Source organism: Actinoplanes lutulentus (genome assembly GCF_003259845.1).
GTDB lineage: Bacteria > Actinomycetota > Actinomycetes > Mycobacteriales > Micromonosporaceae > Actinoplanes > Actinoplanes lutulentus.
Map to the genome: position 1 here is coordinate 49,920 of NZ_QLMJ01000001.1, position 24,551 is coordinate 74,470.

Below are 24,551 nucleotides of genomic sequence, written 5' to 3' on the forward strand. Positions count from 1 at the left end.
CCTCTGCATCGGCCCGGTGACACCGTCGGCACTACTACGTCCGCACCCCCTCGGCTGTTCACGGCAAACGAGATCAGTTCTACGCGGAGCGATCGATCAGGTCGGCCGGGCGCATGTCGGTCCAGTTCTGTTCGATGTAGTCCAGGCAGCGTTGTTTGCTGCCCGGACCCCAGGCGACGGCCCAGCCGGGCGGCACGGCGATCGGCTCCGGCCACAGGCTGTGCTGGTTCTGGGCATTGACCAGGGCCAGAAACGAGCCGTCGTGGTCCTCGTCGTCAAAGGGGTTCGGCATGGCGGCCTCCTAGGGAGTGCGCTCGCAGGCGCTCGTAGAACGGCAGGTGGTAGCGGTAGAAGTCAGCGAGGACCGGGTTGTTGTCCACGGTTTGCGCGTAATGCCGGTCCGGAGCGCGGAAACCGGTGCTGCGAGCGGCGTCGCGGTGCCAGGGCGCGGTCCGCGACCATTCCCGGCGTTCGCTCGGCTGCCAGGTGAGCGCCTGGGGCAAGAACGGGATGCCGACGGCCCGGCAGTACGCCCGCACGGTCCGGTGCGGGTCATCGAGCAGCCGTTCCGCCTCGATCACCGGAAGCGGGCCGGCGGCACCGCGGCGGAGCAGGTCGAAGATCTCCAGTTGGTGCCGGTACCCGATCTCGTGGCAGGTCAGCAGCGGATTCATCGCGTAATGCGACGCGATCGCCCTAGCCGGGTGCCGGATGATGAATGAATGGGTCGCCAGACGCGGCAGCCGCGGGTCGGCGACCACGTCATAGAGGTACTCGGTCGTCTCCTTGACGAAGACCTGCTGGACCGCCGAGAGTTGCTCGATCAGGTCGAGCAACTCCGCCGGTGTACCGACCTTCTCGCCGTCGACAATGGCGTATCCCTGCACCACGATGCTCGACAACGGTTCGTGCACGACCAGGAAGTCGCCCCGTTCCAGCATCATCCGCAGGAATGCGGTCGATAGTGAGCGTGGGTGCGCCCAGAGGAAGACCGCGGTCACGCCAGCTGCTCCAGGTCGGCCCGGACCACGCCCATCACCGTGGCGAGGTACGCGCCGGTCAGGATCTCGTGGTGGCCGCAGTCGATCGGGGTGTCAGCAACCCGCCCGGTCACGCTGGTGCTCCAGTCGTGTGGTTGCTCCGGGGCGTCGCGGGTGGCGGTGAACGTCAGCACGTCACCGTGGAAGGTCTGCGGGGTGTGGGTGAGGCGCACAATCCGCGCGGTCAGGCAGTCCTGGTACATGGCGATGAAGGCCCGGTCCGGCAGGTCACGCAACGGGTGGTCAAGGGCGCGCAGCCGGGCCAGCAGCTCGGCGGGTGTGGTGGCGCCGGCAGGGATGCCGAGGACCCCGGCGAGGTCGGTCACCGGTGCGGCCTCGGCAGCCGAGCGGACCCGGGGATGGGTGTCGATCAGCGCGAGCAGCTCCACCTCGGCGCCGAGGCGCTGTAGCCGCACAGCCACGGCCTGGGCCAGGATGCCGCCGAACGACCAGCCCAGCAGCCGGTAAGGGCCATCCGGCTGCACGGCACGAATCTGGTCGGCGTAGTCCTCGGCGATCTGCTCGACCGAGGACGGAATCGGCTCATCGGTACCCAGGCCGCGGGCCTGTAACCCGTAGACCGGCAGATCGGCCGGGAGATGCGCGAGCAGCCGTGCGTACCCCCAGGCCAGGCCGCCGGCGGGGTGCACGCAGAACAGCGGCCTGCCATGCGGCGCCGGGTTGAGTGGCAAGACGACCTGGACCGCCTCACCGGCCGGCGACGTGCCGAGCCGGACCGCCAGGTCCGCGACCCGGGGCGCCTCGAACAGCGCCCGCACGGACACGTCGACGCGCAGCACCTCACGGATACGGGCGACCAGCCGCACCGCGGTCAGTGAGTGGCCGCCGAGCGCGAAGAACGAGTCGTCGGCACCGACCTCGTCGACGCCGAGGATTTCGGCGTACAGGCCGCACAGCACCTGCTCGTGCAGGGTCCGGGCGGCACGGGTGTGGGCCGGGGACGGCGCGGCCAGTGCTCGCCGGTCCAGCTTGCCGTTGGGTGTCAGCGGGAGGTGGTCGAGGCGCACCACTTCGCCGGGCACCAGGTAGTCGGGCAGTTCGGTGCTGGCGAATTCGCGTACCGACGCTTCGCTCACCTCGCCCACCACGTAGGCGACGAGGCGGTGGCCGTCGTGGACCACGACGGCGGCACGCTGGACCGACGGGTGCCGCATCAGGACCGCTTCGATCTCACCCGGCTCGACCCGGATGCCGCGGAGCTGGACCTGTTCGTCGACGCGTCCCAGGAATTCGAGATCACCGGACGCGTTGATCCGGACCAGATCCCCGGTGCGGTACATCCGCTCGCCCGGCTGCCCGAACGGGCAGGCCACGAACCGTTCCGCGGTGAGACCGGGCTGGCGAAGGTATCCGCGGGCCAGCCCGGGACCAGCGATGTACAGCTCACCGGCCGCGCCGGCCGGCAGCGGGCGCAGCCACCGGTCCAGCACGTACAGCCGGGCGCCGCGGACCGCTGTGCCGATCGGCAGTGCGGGCTGCGGCGAGCCGGCGTCCTCCGGCCGGACCTGGTAGTAGCTGGCGGCGATGGTGGCCTCGGCCGGCCCATATCCGTTGACCATCCGGCGCCCCTGCGCCCAGGGCCGGGCCAGCGCCGGCGGGCTCGCTTCCCCGCCGACGCTGAGGGTGCGCAGGCCGTCCAGCGCGCCGGCCGGCAGCGTCGCCAGCACCGCCGGAGGCACCAGCGCGTGAGTGACGCCGTACTCCCGGATGCTGCGTGCCGGGCCGTCCGCCGGGTTCGCGCCGGGCGGGGGCAGCACCAGCGCGGCGCCGGACAGCAGCGCCCGGAATATCTCGCCGGAGGCGGCGTCAAAACTCAGCGAGGCGGACTGCAGGATCCGGCTGCTCGCATCCACGTCGAGCCGCTCGATCTGCGTCGCCACCAGGTTCGAGATGCCGGTGTGCGTGACCTGAACTCCCTTGGGGCGGCCGGTCGATCCGGAGGTGAAGATGACGTACGCCGGGTGCTCGGGCAGCAGCGGCGCGATCCGGTCCGCGTCGCTCACGTCGTGATCCGGATATCGACCGGCACGAGCATCGTCGGGTGCCACGACCGGATACGTGCCGGCTGCGGCCGTGCCCACCACACACACCGGCTCGGCAGCGCCGAGCATGGCGGCGATCCGCGCGGCCGGGTATCCGGTATCGATCGGCAGGTAGGCCGCACCGGTCTTGGCGACCGCGAGCAGTGCCACGATGGTCTCCGCCGATCGGGGCACCGCCAGGGCGACGATCCGCTCCGGTCCGGCGCCGTGCGCGACGAGCAGCCGGGCCAGCCGGTTGGCGCGGGCGTTGAGCTGTTCGTAGGTCAGCTCACCGGTCTCCGAGACCAGCGCGGTGTTGCCGGGCGTCCCACGGACCTGCCGTTCGAACAGGACGGGCAAAAGTTCCGGCAGGACATCCCCCACTGAGGTCGGCTCGACAACTGGTGGTGCGCCGAGCGAGATGTCCTGGACCCGGGTCTGTGGCCCGGCGGCGAGGATCCGGGTGAACATGCCGGTGAAAGCCTCGATCGTCGCCCGGTCGAACAGGTCGGCCGCGAAGTGAAAGGCGCCGCTGACACCGTCGTCGTGTTCGGTCAGGGTGACAGTGAGGTCGAATCGGGTCGGGCGGCCGGCGACGGGGACGTCCTCGACGGCCAGCCCGGTCAGCTCCAGCCGGGGCCGCTCGTTGTCGACCACCAGCATCACCTGGAACAGCGGGTGCCGTGACAGCGACCGCTGCGGAGCGAGCTCTTCGACGAGCCGTTCGAACGGCACGTCCTGGTGGGCGTACGCGGCCAGGCTGGTGGCCCGGACTCGGCTCAGCAGCTCGCTCAGTGTGGGGTTGCCAGACAGGTCGGTGCGCAGCACCAGGGTGTTGACGAACAGGCCGATCAGCGGTTCCAGCCGGGCGTCGCCACGACCTGCGACCGGGGTGCCGATAGCCACGTCGTCGGTGCCGGCCAGCCTGCCCAGCAGCACGGCCAGCCCGGCCTGGAACACCATGAACAGACTGACCTGATGCTCACGAGCCAGCGAGTGCAGGCGGCGGTGCTCGGCGGCGGTCAGAGTGAATGGCACCGCATCGCCGCGGTAGCTGGTCCGGGCAGCACGCGGCCGATCGACCGGCAGGCTGAGCAGCTCCGGCAGACCGTGCAGGGCGTCACGCCAGAAGGCGAGACGGTCAGCATCGATGCCCGCCTGCTGCCACCGCGCGTGATCGGCGTACTGAATCGGCAGATCGGGCAGGTGCGGCGAACGGCCGTCGACGCGGGCGGCGTAACCGGCGGCCAGCTCACCGGCGAGGTTGTGCAGCGACCAGCCATCGCCGGCGATGTGGTGCAGCACGACGAGCAGGACATGGGTCCGAGGCGCGATCCGGAACAGCGCGACACGCAGCGGCGTCTGGGTGGCCAGGTCGAAGGGCTGATCCGCCACCGCGCTCAGCACGCCGGGCAGGCCACTCTCAGCCACCGTGACGACGGTCATCACCGGCGCAGCGTCGAGAATTCGCTGCTCGGGTTCACCGCCGGTGACAGGTAGCACGGTCCGAAGAACCTCGTGCCGTCCGACGATGCCGGCCAGCGCCTCCAGCAGTGCGGCGTCGTCGAGCGTCCCGGTCAGCCGCAGCGCGAACGCGATGTGCTGGGTGGCGCTGGGCCCGTCCAACTGGTCCAGAAACCACATTCGGTACTGGGCCGGCGACAGCGGAATCCGGGCCGGGCGCGGGGACATCTCCGGCGCGACCTCACGGTCGCGGACCTTTCTGAGGTACGCCGAAAGCCCAGCGGGTGTCGGGTGATCGAAGATCGCCCGGATCCCAGCCCGTGTTCCGAGCGCGGCCTGGATCCGGTTGTCCAGCTGAGTGGCAAGCAGCGAGTGACCGCCCAGAGCAAAGAAGTCGTCGTCGAGACCGACGGCGGGCAGCGCCAGCGTCTCGGCGAACAGCGCGCACAGGGCGCGTTCGTGCTCGTCGCGTGGTGCCCGTCCGGATACCCCGGCAAGGCGCGGCGCGGGCAGGGCCAGGCGGTCGACCTTGCGGTTCGCAGTCATCGGCAGTTCGTCGAGCAGGACCACCGTTGCCGGAACCATGTAGTGCGGCAGGTAGCCGGCGGCGTGCGCGATGAGGTCGCCGGGCTCCGCGGTCTCGCCCGCGCGGGTCGTGACATAGGCGACGAGGGTGGTGTTGTCGTGCGCGACGACCACGACTTGGCGGACGCCGGGATGCCGTAGCAGCACGTTCTCGATCTCCGCGGGTTCGATCCGGAACCCGCGCAGCTTGATCTGGTGGTCGGTGCGGCCGGTGAAGTGCAGCGTGCCGCCGGTGTTCCAGCGTGCGGTGTCGCCGGTGCGGTAGAGCCGGGATCCGGGCGGGCCGAACGGGTTGGCGACGAACCGGGACGCGGTGAGCCCGGGTTCGCGGTGGTATCCGCGGGCCAGCCCGGCGCCGGCGAGGTAGAGCTCGCCGACCACGCCCGGCGGCACCGGGTTCAGCGCGGCGTCCAGGACGTAGGCGGCGGTGTTGTCGATCGGCCGGCCGATCGACGGGGTCCCGGCCTGCTCCTTGTCCAGTGGTGCGGCCGTCGACCAGATCGTGGTCTCGGTCGGGCCGTAGAGGTTGACCACCTCGCCGCCCAGGTCCCGCAGGGTCTCGGCCAGCACGGCCGGCAGCGCCTCCCCGCCGACGAGTTTGCGCAGGCCGGGCAGCACCTGCGGTGCTGTCGCCGCGAGCGCCTGCCACGCCGCCGGTGTTGCCTGCAGCACTGTCGCTGCGCTGCTGGTCAGCAGCTCGGCCAGCAGGTGCGGGTCGCGGACCGTGCCGGCGTCGGCGAGCACCACTTGTGCGCCGCTGACCAGCGGCGCGAGCAGTTCCAGGTTCGCGATGTCGAAGGCGACGGTGGTGACGGCGACCAGTCGGTCGCTCGCGCCGAGCGGGGCAAAGGATCGGCTGGCGGTGAGCAGGTTGACCAGGTTGCGGTGGGTGACCACGACGCCTTTGGGCCGGCCGGTGGATCCCGAGGTGAACGTGATGTAGGCGGCGTTGTCCGGGTCGCCGACACGAAGCTCACCGGGCGTGGGGTCGTCTAACGGTTCGTCGAGGCGCACCACCCGGGCCCCGGCCAGTGCGGCGGCGACGTCCGGCGCGGGCTCGTGGTCGGTGAGCAGCACGGCGGGAGCGGCCCGGCCGATGGTGGCCGCGATCCGTGCCGCCGGGTGGGCAGGGTCGAGCGGGACGTACGGCGCGCCCGCTTTCAGTGCCGCGAGCAGCGCGACCACCAGGTCGGGTGTGCGGGAGGCAAGGACGGCGACCGGCCGTTCCGGGCCGGCCCCGCAGCCGGTGAGGTGCCGGGCCAGCCGGTCGGTGCGGCGGTCGAGGCCGGCGTAGGTGAGCGTGGTGCCGTGCTGGGATACCGCAACGGCGTCCGGTGTCTGCCGTACCTGTGTCTGGAAGAGCTCGGGCACCGTGCCGGCCTCGGCGGGGGTGGCGGTGTCGTTCCAGGCGACCAGCACTCGGTGCCGTTCGCCGGGCCCGAACAGGTCCAGTTCCCGTACCGCGGTGCCGGGATCGGCGGAGACGATGCCGTCCAGCATCGCCATGAACCGCTGGGCGTGCGCGGTGGTCTCCTCGTCGGTGTACATCTGCGGATTCGCGTCAAAGGTGATCTCGAAGCCGGCGTCGCCACCGCGGTCGTAAACGGAGACGGTCAGGTCGTCGACCGGGCCGTTCGACAGGTTGCGGGCCACGATCGCGGCGTCGCCCAGGCGCAGGTCGACGTCGAACGCCATCACGTTGACCGACGGCCCGAAAAGCCGGCTGCCGCCACTGAGGCGCAGGTCCCGGCTGATGTCCTCGTATCGGTAGCGCTGGTGACGCAGCGCCTGGCGGACCGTGCCCGACACCTCGCGGACCAGTTCCGCCGTCGTCATCTGCGGCCGCACCTCGATGCGGATCGGCAGGATGTTGGCCTTCATCGCCGGCACCCCCAGCTCGGCGGATCCGGATCGGCCCAGCACCGGCACACCGAGCACGATCTCGCCGGCTCCGGTCAGCCGGTGGGTGTACGCGGCGGTCGCGGCGATCATCGTGACCGACAGCGTGGTCCGCAGGCGCCGGGCGGCGGCTCGCAACTGCTTGGCCCGTTCCGGCGCGACCGGTTCGCGGTGGCGCCGGAACCAGCGGGGCTTGCCCGGCGCGGACACGTCGCTCCAGCTCACCGGGGAAACGCCGGAGGGAAACCTCGCCGCCCAGTAGCGCCGGTCGTCGTCGAACGCCGGTGAGTTCCGGTATGCCCGTTCGTTGTCGATGAGTGTCTCGACTGGCGCCAGCGGGCCGATCTCAGGTGCGGCGCCGGTACGCGCGGCGTTGTACAGCGCGACGGTGCGCGCGAACACGATCGGGCTGCTGAAGCCGTCGACGGCGATGTGGTGGCAGCGCGCGTACCAGAAGTACCGGTCCGGTCCGGCGGTGAACAGCGCCTGGGTGAACAGCGGCCCGGCCGCCAGGTCGACCGGGCGGCGCATGTCCGCCCACATCCAGTGCTCGGCGGCGCCGCGCGGATCCTTCTCCTCGGTGACGTCGATGCGGTGCAGTTTCCAGTCGGCGCGCCGGCTGAGGTCCTGCCACACCCCACCGTCGTGGCTCACGAACCGGGCGTGCAGTGCCTGAGCCTCGTCGATCGCCTGGCGCAACGCCGTGACGAAGGCGACGACGTCGATCTGGCCGAGGATCTCGCCGTACTCGCCGGCGTTGAAGATGGTGTTCTCCGGATCGAGCTGCTGGGCGTACCAGATCCCCCGCTGTCCCGCCATCAGCTCGCGTGGCTCCACCGTGGTCTCCCGATCTGCTAGCCGTTCGCGCCCGCGACGCCGAGCACCCCCGGAAACCTCTCAGCCACACATCGACGGAGAGTCGACAGAACGACAGCAGTAAAGGTCAGTTCGTCGTCGTCGCCGCCACCTGGGTCATCAGCCGGCCCGCCCAGTCGACCAAGTCGGTGTATTGCTGATCCAGCGTGTCGATGTCGATGCGTTGCGGACCGAAGTACCGCAGCTCCAGGACCGCGAGAGGCATGCCGGCGATCTCCTCGTCGAGGTGGTCCAGATCGGTGCGGATTTCCAGAGCCCGGTTCTGTCCGATCGTCGGGCCGACACCGAAGGCGCTATTCAGATAATCCTCAACCGTGAACGACATCTGGTCCTTCTGCACCCGTGCCTCGAGCTGGAGCAGGACGTCGGCCCCGCCGGGAAATGCGTGGGACTTGAGCCATTCTTCGTTCTTCGCTTCGAAATCCAGGATGAACTCGTCGATCAGCTCGTCGCTCTTCTCTTGGAGGAAGGCGCGCGGGGCCGATGGCAAACCTTCGCGGTGAGCATTGAGCGCGGTCCGTGCGGCAACGATCGTCCGGTTCTTCGGAATCGGCTTGCCGGTGAAAGAGCCACCGATGACGGCGGCTGTCTGGGTGTAGACGAGCGCCAGGAAACCGGCTATTGCCTTCGCCTCGCTGTCTATCTGCGTTTCATCAGCGCCAGAAGTGGCGATGCGCGCGTTGCGGTAAATCTCTGCCCTGCCGAATCCGAAGATGAACGCATGGTCGAGTTGGGTCCAGGCGTAGTCACCACGGAATTCCAGCGGGACGTTGGCGAAGGCCAGCCCCAGCAGGTCCGTCACCTCAGACAGCGGAACGCCAACCGTGTAATGCGGGAACAGCGGCGGGACGCGACCCTCATCGGCGTCACCGATGATGCCGACTCCTGTCGCCGCCGGCTGGACCACGAAACCCTCGATCCCGTGAAAAGCCTGCTCGATCGTCTTGCCCTTTCCAGCGGTCAGAGCGGTCAGCGCGATCCTGGCCGAGTCGATCGCAGTTCGCATCGCCACCTTGTTTTTTTCGGCTGGCATGACGGCTGTCGGCTCGGACACGACCTCGGCGATCCAGGCCCGGTACCAGTCGATGACGATTTTCACGCCCGGTCCGGTCACCAATGGCCCGAGGTTCCAGATCTCCTCGGCGGTGGCTTCGTAGGTAAATCCCAGAGCGGTCCGGGACTCCAGCTCGAATCCAGCGCCGCTCGCCACGCGTCCGCCCAACTCGTCGACCGGAACCCCGTCAACACGAATCTCGTCGTCCAGCGGCACGAACAACACCGGCACCTCGTCCGGCGGATTCAGCAACCAACCGTTCTGACCGTCGGCGAGCACCACGGCATCACCTGTCCGGATCGCGTTGACCACGTGTGCCGGTCGTTCTCCGGCGCCCTCGAACACCACGAAGCCTCGCGCCCGAGGACCGGCCGTGGCCAGGCCGGCGCGCACGGCACCCACCGTCGACGCGACGAATCCGCGGTCCGCGTAGTTCACCAGGTCTGTCAGGGCCATCGGCCCCGACGGCGGCACCTGATAACCATGACCCGCGTCGTCGCTCAGCGACATGTCCACGCCGATGGCCGCCAGCACACAGTTCGTCACGTACTGCCCCCGGTTGGCACGCCAGGGATTGACCCGTCCCAGCCAGCGCAGGCCCAGCGCCGCAAGGTCCGCCCCCGGCACCACCCAGGCCTCGTACATATCCATGCCGGCCACCGGCAGGTACGGCGGCGGAGCAGGCGCGGGTTGGTCCGGGACCAGGGGCGGCACGTACTTCTCCGCCACCGCGGCGATCGGCATGCCGAGTCTGTCGCCGATCACCCGTGCCGCGTTGTCGAGCCATCGACGGCCGTCCTCGCCAGGGATGTCCCCTCGGGCCTTCTTACTCATGAAGCGACCGGATTTGTCGTTGATCTGCCATCGGTCCTCGGCCGCGTTCCACAACAGCTCCCCGGAGACGCGGGCGGCCGGCCGCCCACCGGCGATGTTTGCTCCCGCACTCTCCGGCTCGAACGCGGCCACGAGCGTGGGGTGGCCGACCTTCTCCGTGACCCTCTTGATCTCCTCCGGGGTGACTTTTTCCTTCCGGGCATGTTCCATCTGGGCCCGCAGCTCCTCCCAGTAGTCGGCACCCAGCATGTCGTCCGCATTCTCAACGCCGAGAACCACGTCGCCGCCGGCATCCACCGAGTAGAGCCATCGCGTTCCGCGATACGCCTCGAGCACCTTCACCGGCAGGTCCTCCAGCCGGTACCACAGCACGTTCAGCTGCACCACGCCGTCGTCGGCCACCTCCCGCACGTCGACCCGCTTGGCCTGCACCAGCGGCCCGAATTCGTGGTCGAGCCGCCGCGCGCGCTCCTCCGGTGACTCCACCGGCGGCAGAGCGACCGGTGGCGGATCGGTAGGCAGCGCCGCCCCCAGGTCCCGGACCGCGGCCCGCAGCTCCAGCACCGGCGCCATCCGCGTCGAGCCGTGCGGCTTCGACGCGAGCCACACCGCGATCGCCTCGGAGATCCCCGCCAGCGCCCGCCGCCTCGCGGCGACCGTACGCGCCGCGTGATATTCATCGATCCGGCCGTCGATCGCCCGCAGGCGCTGCGACCGAGGCTTGCTCATACCCAGAGCCGAGTTCTCCCGCCAGGTCCGCAGCACCGTCCCGGCCGGCCGCCCGCTGCCGGCCGTCCAGTCCAGATCCACCACCGTGCCGCCCACGTCGATCCCCGCGGTCAGCGGCAGGAAGAACACCTCGGTGACGTCCACGGGCACCCGCGCTCCGCCGCCGGCCTGGGCGTCGATGAACGCCACCGTCCTGCGCTCAGGATCCGTGGAGTCGAGCGCGACCACGTTGATCACGTGCCCCCTGCCCTTCTCGTCCAGATAGCCCAGGAATCCCCGCGACGCGGGCGGCGCGGACCTCATGACAGCACGCACGGCCTCCACGTCCGGCAACTCGGAGAACTCGTAGCGCTCACCGTCCGGCACGTGACCGCGCGCCGGGTCGTTGGCGTATGCCACCAGATCCGCCACTCTCGTCGGCGCCGATGCCGGCGCCTGATATTCGTTCCCCGCCGGGTCGGCCAGCGACATGTCCGCCGCGATCGCCACGATCACGCAGTTGGTCGCGAACTCACCCTCCTCCTCGCGCCGCGGATTGACCTTGCCCAACCAGGGAAAACGCACATCGATCACAGCGTCCGACAGCGGCCCTCCGGCGGCCTTGGAACCGAGGAACTCGCGCAGGCGTGACCGCCTCGAGGGACCGGCCGTTCTCTCTGCACCGGTGTCGGTCATGGCGCTGCTCCCTTCGGCGGCCGTTCCGGCTGCCATCGGCTCGTTCGTGCTCGGTTGCGCTTGCGGGTCGGTCACCGATTCCTGGGGTACGGGTACCGCCCGGCTCGTTTCGTCAGGTGCCACCGGGTCCGCACTGCCGGTCGGTGGCTGTGTCGTGTTTACCGCCGACGGACGCCGGGAGCCGGACGCGAGGCTCGGGGTGCTGTCCCCGGGCACCGGAACCGATGCGGCCCAGGGATTGCGCCACCGCGGCACCGAAGCGTTGGTGGCGACGGAGAGCGTCGACCCCTGCCTGGTTGCGGCGCGGGAGCGCAGGCCGAAAACCTCGGCGACGTGCGGCCGGCGTGCCGCCGGTGTGCCACTGCGTGAGCTGTCCGTCGAGGTGACCGACGGCCGCGGGTGCCGGAACTCGACCGTGCTGGTCCGGGCCACCGGCGCGGGGGGTGTCAGGGTATGCGGGGCGCCGTCGGCGTCCACCAGCGTCGGCGACGGTTCCTCGTCCGGAGCCAGTGTTCGATCCCGTGGCATGAAACGCACCAGAGGCTCCTTGCCTGCCTCATGGCTCGCGATGATGTCGTCGCGCATCCCGCGGTATGGCTCCGGCGGCGCCCAGCCCAGGTGCGGCCCGTGTTCGACGGCGACGTCCGACTGCCGCAACCGGTCGACGACGGCGTCCAGTTCGGTGCCGCTCAGCCGTTGTCCGGTGGTCGCGTCGAGCAGGTCGAAGACGTCGTGGTCGCCGGCGATCAGCCGGTAGGAACCGTCGGCCGGCCGGCCCTTCTTCGACGAGGTTGTGGAGGCCTCGGACTCCCGTCGGTGAGCGATGCCGCCGACCATCACGATGTCCGGGCTCAGTGTCGACGACCCGGCGTTCTCGGCGGCACGCTGCCGGGCACGCCGCTCCTGCGCCGGAGTCCAGTCCGGCAGCGGCGTCGGCGGCTCGAAGTTCACCACCAGGCCGGCCATCTCCGAAGGCACGCCGATCGTCAGGTCCTGCGGCCCGACGGTCTTGTTCTTCAGCGCGGCCGGCTTCGGGCTGGCGTTGAGTTCCAGCCAGGCCGCCGAGGCGGGGTTCGTCGGGCGTACGTCGATGATCGTGCCGAGCGTGGTGGCCAGGTCCTGGAAGCGCCGCTGGTTCGCGAAGGGCATCCCGTACTGCTCCAGGACGATCGCCGGGGTGGTCGGCGTGCCCGGCCGGACACCACGCGGCGAGAGCCCGTCGTAGAAGTCGCCGGTGCGCGCGAGCCGCAACTGGTAGCGCTCGCCGGGCCACAGCTGCACGGCGTACGGCCGGTCGGCGGTGCCCTGCTCCACCACGATGTCGATGTCGAGCGCGACGGCGAGCGTCTCGGGCAGCAGGTCACCCAGCCGGGAATCCCACGGAATCGCGCCGGTCATGCCCGCCGTCAGCAGCTCACGCAGTGAGGGGATCCGGCCCTCGGTACGCACCAACCGGCGGGCGTGGCCGACGACCGCACCGTCGCCGGGCCCGGCAGCCTGTTCGGCCCGGTCCCACATCGAATGCCCGGCGTCCGCGGCGAGCGCGGGCAGCAGTCCCGGGGAAATATCCGCCTCGGGCAGGTCGCCGAGGAGCAGATCGGTCAGGAGCCGCTGCTCGGTGAGCACGTCGGGCCAGCCCGGCAGGTCACGAACAGCGTCGGCCGCGAACGTCCGCAACCGCAGATGCGCATCAACGGTGCCGAGGCCACTGACCATTCTGGACAGCAGGCCCTCCAGCCCCTGCAACCGAGCACTCTCCAGCACCGATCTGAACAATGTGTGCCCGTCCCGGATCACCGGGTGCACGACCCTGCCGAAGGGAGACAGACCGTCCCCATTCACGGGCGCCGGAGCTGCGTCCGGCGCCGGTGACAACGACCGTGGAGAATCGACGATGTCCGGCTCCTCGTCGGTCTCCGGCTCCGGCGCCAGTTCCGGTGCTGACCGTTCGGTGCCGTCGAAGACCAGCCATTCACCGTTCCAGATGATCGTTTTTCCGGTCGTCTCGGTGCTCACCACCTCGGTCGCGGCGATGACGGGCACGTCGAAACCATGCGCGCGCAGCGTCCGCTGAAAGTCGTACGCCGTCCCGCCCGGCCCGTTGATCCGCCCGGTGCTGCACGCCAGCAGCACGTAGGAGGTGGGCCGGTCGGCGGCCTCGTTCGCCTGCTGGAAGCCGGGGGTCCGCATCAGCGCGAGGGCCATCGCGGCGCCGTCGACCCGGACGATCATGCCGCCCGTCACCGTCAGGGCGGAGTTGTGACCGGCGACGAAGAACGGATTCGCACCGGCCACGTCGGTCCGCCACGGCGTGATCGTGACATCCGGCGGCGGTGTTTGCGGAACTTGTCCGCCGTTGGCGTCCGGCCTGTAGTACACGGGCCGCATCATCGCTGACCGGTACCCGTCGGCCGCCGCCCAATCCTCGATCCCGTCAAGGTAGCCGCCGACGCCGAGCACCACGCCGAAGCGCCGACCGGCCGAGTCCTCCAAGCTCGTGTAGTTGTCGTTGTTGAGCAGGATGAGCATCGGCGGCGTCATCGGGTCCGAATGCACGTTGCCCTGATGGTCGATGTGCGCGTTGCGGTGGCCGATCACGCGGATCTCGGGCACCGCTGTCGACGAGTCGTCGAACTCCTCGGCCTGCCCGTCGGTCCAGCGCCGCCACTCTCCGCCGGCCGCGGTGAACAGCACCGGCACCCGGGTGTCCGGGTCCGGCTGCAGCAGCATGGTGGCGTCGCCCTCGTACGCGAACACGGTCGACCGGGACAGCACCCGGCTGAACGCCGCCATCGCTTCGTTGTCGGGTCCGTCCGCGGTGGCCTGCCGGTTGGTGACCACCACGATCGGCCGATCGTGGTGGTCACCGGCACCCTGGAACGCCGCTGAGGCAGCCACGAGGCGGGCCAGTCCCACGCCGTTGACACGCCGGGTCCGGCCGTCGGCGTCGACGACCGGGTACCGGCCGCTCGCCACGTCGTCCGCGCTGCGTTCACCGGTCACCACGAAGAACGGATGCCGGTCATCCCACGGAGGGGTACGCCCCCAGAATCCGTTGCGCTGTTTCACCAGAAAGTTCGGATCCTCGCGGGACTCGGTGACATAGACCTCGTCGCCGGCCCACCGGTCCCCCGCCATGGCACGCAGCGTGTCGGGGTCGTGCAGCTGCCGGTCCTCCGCGTGGAAGGTGACACCGGCCGGATGGCGGGAGAAGTCGGTCAGCACCCGGGACGGAACCTCCGCGGGGTTGAGCCCGTCCAGGCTCGTATCCCCGGCGAGCAGTCCGATCTGCACCACGGCGGCACGACGGTCCTCGACCGTCGCCCGCACACGGGGATCCCCCGCCATCGCGGTGACCTGGATCCCGTGCTCGGGCCCGAGCTCCGCCCGCAGCTCACGCTCGATCAGCCGGCGCACGCCGCGTGCTCGCCGCGCAGCCGTGCGGGAACCGGTGAACCTACGTAGCGATGCCGAGCCGAGGATGCCTGAGCCATTCCCGTACCCGGTGATGGTGATCTGCAATGTCGCAGGCCGAACCTGCTCGCGGCGCTCGGCCAAGGACCGCACGAAAGCGCGGATGCTCTCCTGCTGACCCTGGTCGGTTTGATGGCTCTGACGCCGGAAACGAACCGTCAGCGAATGCCAGCCGTCGGTGGTGACGGCGGTAGCGGGCGGCGGGTCAGCGGCCTCGTACCCATCCAGCTCAGCGGGGTCATCCTGACCACTGGACGAACCGCCCTGCTCCTCGGACGAATCGTCCTGCTGCTGCGGCGGGGCCGCCTGCTGCCTGCGCGGTTCGTTCGAGCCGGCCGATGGAGCACCGGGGCCGGCAACGGGCATGCTGGGGCCGGCCGATGGGCCACCGGGATCGGCAGGTGGTGGCCGTCTCCAGCCGGGCCCGCTTCCCTCGCCCCGGCCTTTGCCTTTGCCTTTACCTGTCGGGTCGACAGCATGGGGAACGCGTCGGACCATGACCTCGTCAGTGCCTGCCATCTGCTCGTTCACGTCCACACGGAAGTGTCTGGTCAGATCGTTCACCTCGTCGTCGGTCAATTGCTGCGGCAGCGGCGCGTTCGCTATTTCGGCAAAGGCTCTCGCCAGGACCCGGCGAGCGGCGGTGGCTCGGAAGGTGTCGCCCGCCTCGATGGTCAGCAGCCAGTCGCCCGGGTGGGTGTCGATCCGATCTCGCAGCCAGGACCGCATACCGGCGACCTCGTTTGTCGGATCGTCCTCGTGTCCGGCGAGCATCAGCCGGTATGCGTCCGGGTCGTCGGTCACCGCGCTGCGGGTCTCGAGCCGGGATTGCTCGATGGCCTGCTTCATCTCCTCTTCGAAGGCCTTGTCCGCGTCGCCGAGGTGTGTCGGCTGCTGCTCGAACAGCTCCATCACCGGGTCTGAAGGAACGATGTAGAGGGGATCGCCGGTGACCGCAAGCCCGTGCGATGTCGGGTCGGCGAGTCCGGCGATGTCGTTGCCTTGTTGCACCACGACGCCCCGCCTCAGGGCCATTCCGATCACGTACGGGACGGTGAGGTCGGCAGCCACGTGGTTCCGGTTGGCGGCGGCACCGAACAGGTCCCGGCGCACGTTCCCCCCGAAGGTCTGGGAAAGCCACCCCCAGGTGTGCTCCGGCAGCCTTTCCAGCCGTTCCCTGATCGCCAGCCGGAGTGCCGCGGTCACCTCGGCCAGGTCGCCGGTGACGTCGAGCCCTGTCTGTCCGGCCGCGCGTTGCGCGATCCTTTCGCGCTGGGCACGGTACCTGCCGCCCAGCATGTCGGCGATGACCTGCGAATGGGTGACGATCAGCGTATGGAGGAGGCGATCGTTACGTCGTTCCTCGACGCCGGGATCAACCGGCGGCACCGGCGCCAGCTTCGGTTTCTTGCCCTCCGGTTTGACCGGCTCCGGCGGCTCGACCTTGGACGGCGCAGCTTTGGACGGCCCAGTCTTGGACGGCCCAGTCTTGGACGGCCCGGCCTTGGACGGCCCGGCTGTCGGCGGTGCGGCCTTCGGCTCGGCCTTTTTGACCTCCACCGGCGGAGGCTGCGCAGGTGCCTCGACATCGGCCGCACCCTTTTCCGGCGCTGGTGGCGCCGGCTTATCCGGGCCGGCAGACGGACCGGCAGACGGTCCCGCCGACGGGCCGGAAGGCTGGCTGGGCGGCTGGCTGGGCGGCTTCAGCACCGACATCTCGATCGCCTCGCCCGGTGCCGCCGGCGGCACCGGCACTGGCGCTGGCGCTGGCGCTGGCACTGGCGCTGGCGCTGGCGCTGGCGCTGGCGCTGGCGCTGGCGCTGGCGGAGCCTGGATCTCCCCCGGCTCCGTGTCACCGGGGACCCCTGACCCCACCGCGGTCATCGTCGGCGCATCGCGGTCGCTCTGCCCGAGGATGCCGAAGTTCTCGGGGACCGCCCGCCGCGACGCCCGCCCGCCGCGATAGATCACCACGGCCACCTCGTAGCGGTACAGGTAGAAGTCAGCGAGCTGCTCAGCGTTCTGCTCGTCGATGAAGCCGAGGCCCTCATCCTGTTCCTTGGAGGCCGCGTCGGAGATGCCGCCCTGGACCTGCCCGGCCAACCGGTAGGGATACCTGGCCGGATCCTCCCGGCGTTCCTGCAGCTTCCCGGCGGCGTCGCCGCGCACAGCAAAGGAATAGTTCGTCGACCGAGACGCCGAGGTCGACGGGGCGTCCTCCTGCTGCCGGTAGTTGCGGGACTTGTACCGCGCAAACGCCGGTTCCGCGGCATCCTGTGGTGTGACGGTCGAGGCGCGGCGAAGCTGCTTGATCGCGATGACGTCAAGGCCCAGGGTCACGCCCAGGTCGGCCACCCGATATCGATGGTTGAGCAGGTCTTTGAGGCGCGCCCGAACGAAGGTCAGGTCGAGTTCGCCGGTGACCTGCGACCCTCTTCCGGGCAGTGCCGCGAGCGGCGTACGCGTAACAGCGGATGTTCCGGTGGCCAGTGCTCCGGGGTCGTCGATGAACGTGGCCAGCCACTCCACCGCCGGCAGGTCATATGGATGGAAGCTCTCGTCCTCCAGGATGAGCCGGTTGAGCGGCGAAATCCCGGCACCGTCATGGGTGGCGATCGTGGTCCAGACGCCCTGCTGATCCGCGTTGAGCAACAGGTGCTCGTCGACCACCATCCTGACCATGCCGGTCTGCCTGTCGTTCTGCACAGCCCAGAGCGCTTCGGCGTGGCGTGCGTCGGCAGGGCCCACATTCCGGGTAGCAAGTACGACGGCCCGCAGCCGGGTGTCAACCGCCGGCGCCGTGGTGGTGAACGACATCTCGATGGTGTACCGAACGGAATCGGTCAGGGCGTACGACTTGCCGTTCTTGGTGCCGATGCGGTTGATGCGGGTCTCGGCAGCGGTGTGGGTGCTGGTCTCGGCCTCCTCGCGGTTGCGGGATCCTTTCAACAGGGCACCGCCGCTCCCCTTGCCCGGTCCGACATGCCGAGCCCGGAACTCGAGGTCGTGCTGGTTCGTGACGGCCTTGGTCAGCGTCGTGCCGCGGCTCTGATGCTGCTCGCTGCGCATGGTCAGCAAGGTGTCGGGGCGAGACTCCTGGTATGCCTCGCTCGTCCCGTGTTCGACACGGGCACTCACCCGGACTTGCAGAGTTCCGCCGAACAGCGGGCCTACCCATTCGTACCTTCTCAGCACGCCCGGGCCGAACAGCTCCATGGGTACGGCTTCGAGCTGGTCGGGCGCAAAATTGGCGAGGATGTCGTGCAGGAACGAACGGCCGTAGTCGCCATGCAGGAGGTCGCGCCGGCCGAGTTCGGCTTCGATCCACTGGTTGACGGCATCGGCACCGAGCCACTCGATGTGACTGAACGTGTGTGTCCGGCCGGGGTCGATGCTCCGCCAGCCGCTGACCGGAATGTTCCTGTCGGTTCCCGGTAGCCGCAGCCGGTAAGCCAGTGTCTCCGGCATGTACACGACCAAGGGGTGGCCCAGGGCCGGGCTGACAACGGCGTCGGTCACTCGGGGAGCAGGCATAGGTGGCAACGGCCGTGCCGCCGGCAGCTCCCCCCGGCCGATCGCGGTAGCCACCGTGACCACGGCCGTTCGGGCTTTCCGTAGCGCCGGCACAGCGGTGTCGCGCCATCGCAGCGCTCGCAGCCGGAATTCGATTCGTCCCGCGCCATATCCGAGCAGCAGTTCGCGATAGCTGATACGAGTGATGTCGATGCCACCGTCGCCGTTTTCGGTGCCCTTCTGGCGCCCCCAACGTCGGTGCCCGGTGTAGCGGCCGACTGCACGTGTGCTCTCGTCGGCCTGCTCGTCGCCGACCACCGAGCCGGCGATGAACTGGCCTTCTCCGAACGCGCCGGCGGTCCCGCCGAGATTGCTGCCCGACTCCTTGGAGATCTCCCGGACCGCTTGCGAATATTGCTCGATCTCTCCCATGCGGCTGCCGACGAGTACCGGGTCATGGATGACCAGCTGGACCTCGATGGCGCTCTGGTACCCGTTCAACGACGGCAGTCGGACGAGGTGTCCCTGTGGTCGGACCAGAGCGGCGAAATGCGACTCCAGATAGCCGGGGGATCCCATCATCAGCAGTGCCTCGGGCCACGATCCCCGGTCGGCCCGCCAGTTCGCGTCCAGCCCGTGCATGTCGGCGTACATCCCGGCGGCCGGATCCAGCAGGGCGGGCAGGGATCGGAAGATCGGCATGATCCCCTCCGTGCCATGGCCGGTGAATCGCAGGTGGCTCGGACCGGCCCCCTGACTGGGCGGCGTCTGTCCACGGCCCCATTCATCGGCGAGCGGCCGCACGACTGTCTGCTCGATCGTGATCACGGGCAGGACAAGGCTCACGGGACTGTCGTCAGCTGTCATCCGGCTGTTGACCTGGACTTCGATGACGTCGGTCTCGAAGTTGTCAACGATCTCGATGCGGCGGTACTGCCGGATCTTCCATCCCAGGCTCTCGCCGCTGGTCCTCGAGTAGTCGCTGCCGAGCAAACCGCCGACACCGAATCGGACGACGGCGGGTAGATACACGGTGAGTGAACCGAGCAGTTCGATGTTTCCGCCGTATGCCCGTCCATGGCTCATGTCGGCGGCATCGCCGACCAGACTTCGCTTGTTGACCGAGATCAGCTTGTCCCGGCGTTGACGGCGCGGTAGCTGTGTGGGCGGGGCGGCCTGGACGAAGATGGTGAACTCGGTGCCCCGGAACGTCACCGTGAACCGTTTGCCCGAGTACAGGCCCATGAAGTCGGCCAGCAGGGTCGGCTTGCTGAACCGCCGGGCGATCCGAGCCCGGACGTCGCCCTCTTCGAACACGGTCATGGCCGGCTGGTCGCCGGCGCGGATCCGCTGGCGGAGCTGGTCGAGGACCAGTCTTTGCAGAGCCTCGAGACCAGCGACGTCGACGGTCGCTCCCATGCCTTCGCCGGGAAGCGGACGTCGAGGCACTACGGGTCCGGGCAACGGGGGATTCAGGGGCGCGGGAGGCCGACCGTCGACGTGCAACTGCTCCAGGAACGCCGTGCGGGTCTCCGATGGCACGCTGATCTCGTAATTGACCGGTGTACTGATCAGCTCGGACCATTGCCCGCGCAGGGGCCTCGAAGCCATGATCGACACGTGCATCCGGCCGCTTCCCTGGAAGAAGTGCAGTCGGCCCCGCTCGTTGACGATCGTGTGGTTGCCGAAGGTGTGCGCGGTGGCCGTCTCGGAATTCCAGGAGTAGTTGCCGCCTACGGAGACCTTCACATTGCCCCGCGCCCGATGGGAACCCTTGCTCGGATCGGACAGACCACGCAGGTACCAGCTCAGCTCCGCGCCGATGCCGCTCGATTCTCCTGAACTGTGTTCGGTTGTCCCGGACATGCCGATGTCGTCACGCACCTGCAACTCGACGAAGCTGTCCTCCTGGTATGTCAGCGGCTCCAGCTTCACCTGGATCGTCAGCTCGGTTTTCACCCGGTCCGAGATCAGCACCGGGATGTCGATCGATCCATCGGCAAGCAGCCAGAGGTAACGGCTCATCATCTTGCGTTCGCTGAGCGCCTCCTCCAACTGGCCGACGACCGCGTCGGTCTCGGCGGCGGTCATTCCATGCGCACGCAGAGTCCGCTGGACGGAGGCGATGACTGCGGTCGTATCGATGGCGGTCAGCGACTCACGAACGTTCGACGGCGGCCGGTTGCCCGGTACTCGCAGATCCCGTCGGATCGGCGGCCTTTCGGCGTCACGGCGTGCCTTGGGCACCTGCAGTGTCGCCTGTATTTGCGACGTTCCCGTCGTGCTGACCGACCGCCATGGCACACCGTCGACGAAAACGTCGAACTCTACGCCGGCGGTGACGGGCGCGTATTCGGTCAGGAACAGGCGGCGACCCGAGATCACCCGGTATCCGTCCGCCGCCGACTCCTCGGTCTCGCGTGCGAGGGTGAAACTGAAGCTGCTGTTAAGCCAGAATTGAGAGGCGAGGTTCCCCAGGGTCTGGACGAGTCCTGCAAGCAATTGCGGGCCGAGGTCCCCATCGAAGGTCTCACGGCTGGTGCTGCGGTCACGCTGGCTCTCCATCGAGGCGAACGAGACTCCGTATGTCCGCCGGGCTTGCTCCTGCGGGTCGCCGAATCGGGGCTCGGTCAGTTTCGGCGCCAGCCAGACGACACGGCCACCGATGAGGAAACGCCTGCCGTTGAGAAACAGGTTCTCCCGTTCGACGCGCTGTTCGTTCTGTCTGTCCAGGGCGTGCTCTCTGGGCGCCAGGTTCAGCAACCGCGTCAACTCGGTGCGGATCCGTCTCCTCAGGTGTTCGACCTCTACCCCGCCCAGCAACGGTCCGTTTGCAGTTACCGGACCGTCTCGGTGCAGGGCGCCTGTCACGTGCGCCGCCGAGGCCGCGGGATCGTCGGCACGCAGGTCCTGCATCATGAAGTCGCCGTAGGCACGCGAAACGGTGAGGTACCACGGCATATCCTCGCCGTCGGCCGGTGAGGACTCGATCAGGACCGGGTCAACCTCCAGCGGATGAGACACGACCTTCTCGCGTACGGTTGTGGGCGCCACGACAGGGGCTGGTTGCACGACAGGGGCCGGAGCAACAGGGGCCGGAGCGACAGGGGCCGGAGCGACAGGGGCCGGAGTGACAGGGGCCGGAGCAACAGGGGCCGCTGGCGGCACAACAGCCGGCGTCGGTTCCTCGTCGGACGACGATTCTTCGCCCGACGAGGATTCCGGGATGACGTTGGCCTGCAGGACCAGGTACAGGAAGGCGAGTTCCCAGTCGCGTTCCTCCACCACGTCGCGTACATTGTCCGTCCATCTGGGCGGGTGGTGTCCAGGAATAAGTCCCCCCTCCCGGTGCCGGTGCAGCGTCCACAGCATGAGGACTTCGTCGAAGAGATCCGAGTACGGTTGGCCGGGCGGGATGTTGTTCGCCTGCGCCCACCTCTTGAACGGCTCCGTCACCTCCTCCACCAGGTCTGGTTGGAGTTCCACGAGCCACATACCGCCCCAGAGCGCCGCCTGCACCTCGGCGGTGAAGCTCTCGTCGTTTTCAGGGTCCTCTCGGGCCGCGAACAGGTCGTCGAATTCCGGGTGCCCGTCGTGGACGACGTCCTGCATCTCCTCGAACCTCTCCCCTTCCTGCGCGGGCGTCAGATCGGCCAGCCAATCGGATACCGGGGATGAGACCACGGCAGCTGTCGAAGACCCAGCCCCGGCGGTCTCCGTCGGCGGCGTGTGCAGGCCCTCGAACCTCCGCGAGACAGGCGCGTCGATGAGCGCCTGTACGATCGACGCCGATTCCGGGGTGGTGTCCGGGCTCGGCGGCACCACCACACCGTCCGGACCGACCACCACGGCCCGGGCCAGCGCCGGGTCGGCTTGTTGTTTGGGCGACCACGACAGCAGCTGCAGCCCGCGCCCGGTCGAGACATCCGCCTGCCACAGCGCGCCGTCCGTGGTCTGATGCAGCGCGATGGCGTGTCCGGCAGCCGCGTCCGGCCAGCTCATCAGCACGAACGCAGTCGCGCCGTGACCGGCGCCGGTCACGGCATCGGCGAGGTCCTGCCAGGAGACGATGCGCTGCCAGTCCTCGCGCGCCCCTGCCCAGTGCCCGGGCAGGCTGCTGCCGACGTTCCGGTCATCTCGGGTACGGCGGGTCCGCAGCACGTTGGCGCGCCGGCCCTGTCCGTAGAGCCGGTCCGCCAGGTTCTCGATGAACACCAGGCAGGCGCCACCGTCGGGATCGTCCGGCAGGTCGCCGGCCAACTCGTCGAGCAGGCCGCGGAACTCCTCCGGCCGGTGCGCTCCTATCAGGCCCGCGTCTCCCGGTGTGAGCAGCGGCGTCACCGGTGCCGCGAGAGCCTCGGTCGTGTCAGCGTGCGAGACAGCGCGGTCGCCAGTACTGCCACCAGTGCCGTCGGCTTCGGCCGGCGTCACCGGCCCGGTCTCTGCCGCCCAGGCGCCCAAGCCGTCCGCGGTGACCGCTACCGCCTCGGGCCTGCTGTCCCCCGCACCGGTGTCCTCGGTGTTCTCCCGCGGCCCGTCGGAGTTGGTGGTCCGGCCGGTGTTTCCCTGCGGCCGCCCGGCGTCCGGTGCGCCCTGCGGTGCCGGCACTGCGGGTACGACCGGCGCGGGGCTCGCCGCGGCGACGGAGTCGGCTGTGGAGTCGGTGGACACCGCCGTGGTGGCGTCCACCATCGAGGACAGGTTCCGAACCTCCGAGCTGGGCGTGGTGGATGCCTGCTCAGCAGGTGCGGGCCCGGCAAGTGAGGGATCAGCGAGTGCGGGCGCGGCAGAGGCGAGCTCGGCCGGAACGGAGGCGGGCGCCGATGGTGTTGTCGCCGGCAGTTCGGCGGGCGCTGTCGTGGGCGCTACCGGCGTGGCCGTAAGGGCAGGCTCGGCGGAGACCGATTCGGCGGACCGGGGAACATTGATCGGAGTGTTCGCCGGCGTCGTGACCGGCGTGCCGGGACGCGACGGCGCATCGTCCGTGGTCGGGGGTGCGTTTTTCTGCGGTACGGGTTTCTGCGGTGCGTCCTTCGCTCCGGAGGACAGCGGTTCCTCGGTCCCCTTCGACCACGACGGCCCGTAGTTCTCGTTCAGTTTCTCGCCGAGCATGTCCCCGGACCCCTCGACCACCCCGCTGACGGCCCCGGACGCGAGCGCCATCGCACCGACCGTCCAGCCCGCACCGGTCAGCAGCCCGACCATGCCTTCGGTCAGGTACTCGACCGCCGCCGTGCTCACGACGACAGCGCCAGCGGTGCCCAGCGCGGACTGCCACGACCCGCTGGTGAGGTTCGGATCCGGCGTCTGTCCCGGCGTGGGACCCTGCGTTGTCGGCACCGTTCGCGGCGCCGGCGCCGGCGATGACGGCGACGGTCGGGGGGAGGGCGCTGGCTTCGGAGCGGGTGCGGGCTTCGGAGCGGGTGCGGGCTTCGGAGCGGGGGGCGGCTTGGGGTACGGCGTGGGCTTGGGGTTCGGCGTGGGCTTGGGGTTCGGCGTGGGCTTGGGGGCGGGGGCCGGCTTGGGGTTCGGCGTGGGCTTGGGCTTGGGATTCGGCGCCACGACATCGACATCGGGTGCGGTCGGTGGCGGGTCGAGTTTCTTGAGGAACTTCGAGAGCCACGCCAGGATCGCGTCGGCGCCCATCCCGAGCAACGCGCCCACCGAGCCGGACAGGATGGCCGCGGCGATCAGCTTCTTGTCAAAGTCCTTACGAGTGCCGTTGTCGATCTGGATCCGCTGCACGATCAGGTCCAGCAGCATCTCCATCATGATGCCGACGAGCTGCAGCAACGCGACCGTGGACAGGATCCGGAGCAGCAGCGTACGCATCAGCAGCTGCATCACGATGCGCGCGACCGCCATGGCCCGCAGCGGTGCGGTGGGATCGAACCACGAGAACGCCACAGCGAGAGCCAGGTCGAACAGCATCTGAATCGCCGCACCGATGATCATCAGCTTGGCGTACTCCACCTCCATCGCCAGTTGCCGATGGTTGTCGGAGTACTCCCGGGCGGCCTGCGCGGCCATCGGCAGATACCCGGGATAGCTCGACAGGTAGACGTTGATGGAGTCGAGGAACGCGTCGACCGACGGCCCCCTCGCCGATCGCCGTACGCTCTCCGCCCCCGACCGCAACAGGTTCTCGGCCGCCTCGAGATCCCGGGCGAGCCGGGCGTAGACCTCGCTGAGGCGCAGCAGCTGGTCCTCGTTCGGCACGCCCTTCTTCGTCCCGGGGAAATCCTCGCCGGTGAGCATCAGCAGAAAGTTCGCCAGTTCCGGTGAAACCTCGATTGCCATGACGGTGCACCCCTGCTGACGTTGTCGTACGGACGGTGCCCGGGCGCGGCCGGCGACGGTGACCGC

4 protein-coding genes are annotated in these 24,551 nt (G+C 69.3%); all 4 read right to left on the reverse strand.

Going from position 1 to position 24,551, the window contains the following annotated elements:
* Nucleotides 1-79: 79 nt before the first annotated feature.
* A complete protein-coding gene (locus B0I29_RS00200; RefSeq protein WP_111646741.1) occupies nucleotides 80-292 on the reverse strand; it encodes an MbtH family protein in 213 nt (70 codons plus the stop codon).
* The gene (locus B0I29_RS00205) at nucleotides 276-1,001 is read right to left on the reverse strand and encodes a sulfotransferase-like domain-containing protein (RefSeq protein WP_111646742.1); all 726 of its coding nucleotides are present in this window, start codon (nucleotides 999-1,001) and stop codon (nucleotides 276-278) included. Before B0I29_RS00205 ends, B0I29_RS00200 begins: the two co-directional genes overlap by 17 nt.
* A complete protein-coding gene (locus B0I29_RS00210; protein ID WP_111646743.1) occupies nucleotides 998-7,867 on the reverse strand; it encodes an amino acid adenylation domain-containing protein in 6,870 nt (2,289 codons plus the stop codon). The genes B0I29_RS00205 and B0I29_RS00210 overlap by 4 nt, the downstream gene beginning before the upstream one ends.
* A gap of 106 nt (nucleotides 7,868-7,973) precedes the next feature.
* Entirely contained in the window at nucleotides 7,974-24,485 is a 16,512-nt protein-coding gene (locus tag B0I29_RS00215; RefSeq protein WP_146616662.1) for a WXG100-like domain-containing protein, read from the reverse strand.
* Nucleotides 24,486-24,551 lie beyond the last annotated feature (66 nt).

Coding starts and splice junctions, on each gene's coding strand:
- B0I29_RS00200 (WP_111646741.1), bottom strand. CDS start 292: ATGCCGAACCCCTTTGACGACGAGGACCACGACGGCTCGTTTCTGGCC.
- B0I29_RS00215 (WP_146616662.1), bottom strand. CDS start 24,485: ATGGCAATCGAGGTTTCACCGGAACTGGCGAACTTTCTGCTGATGCTC.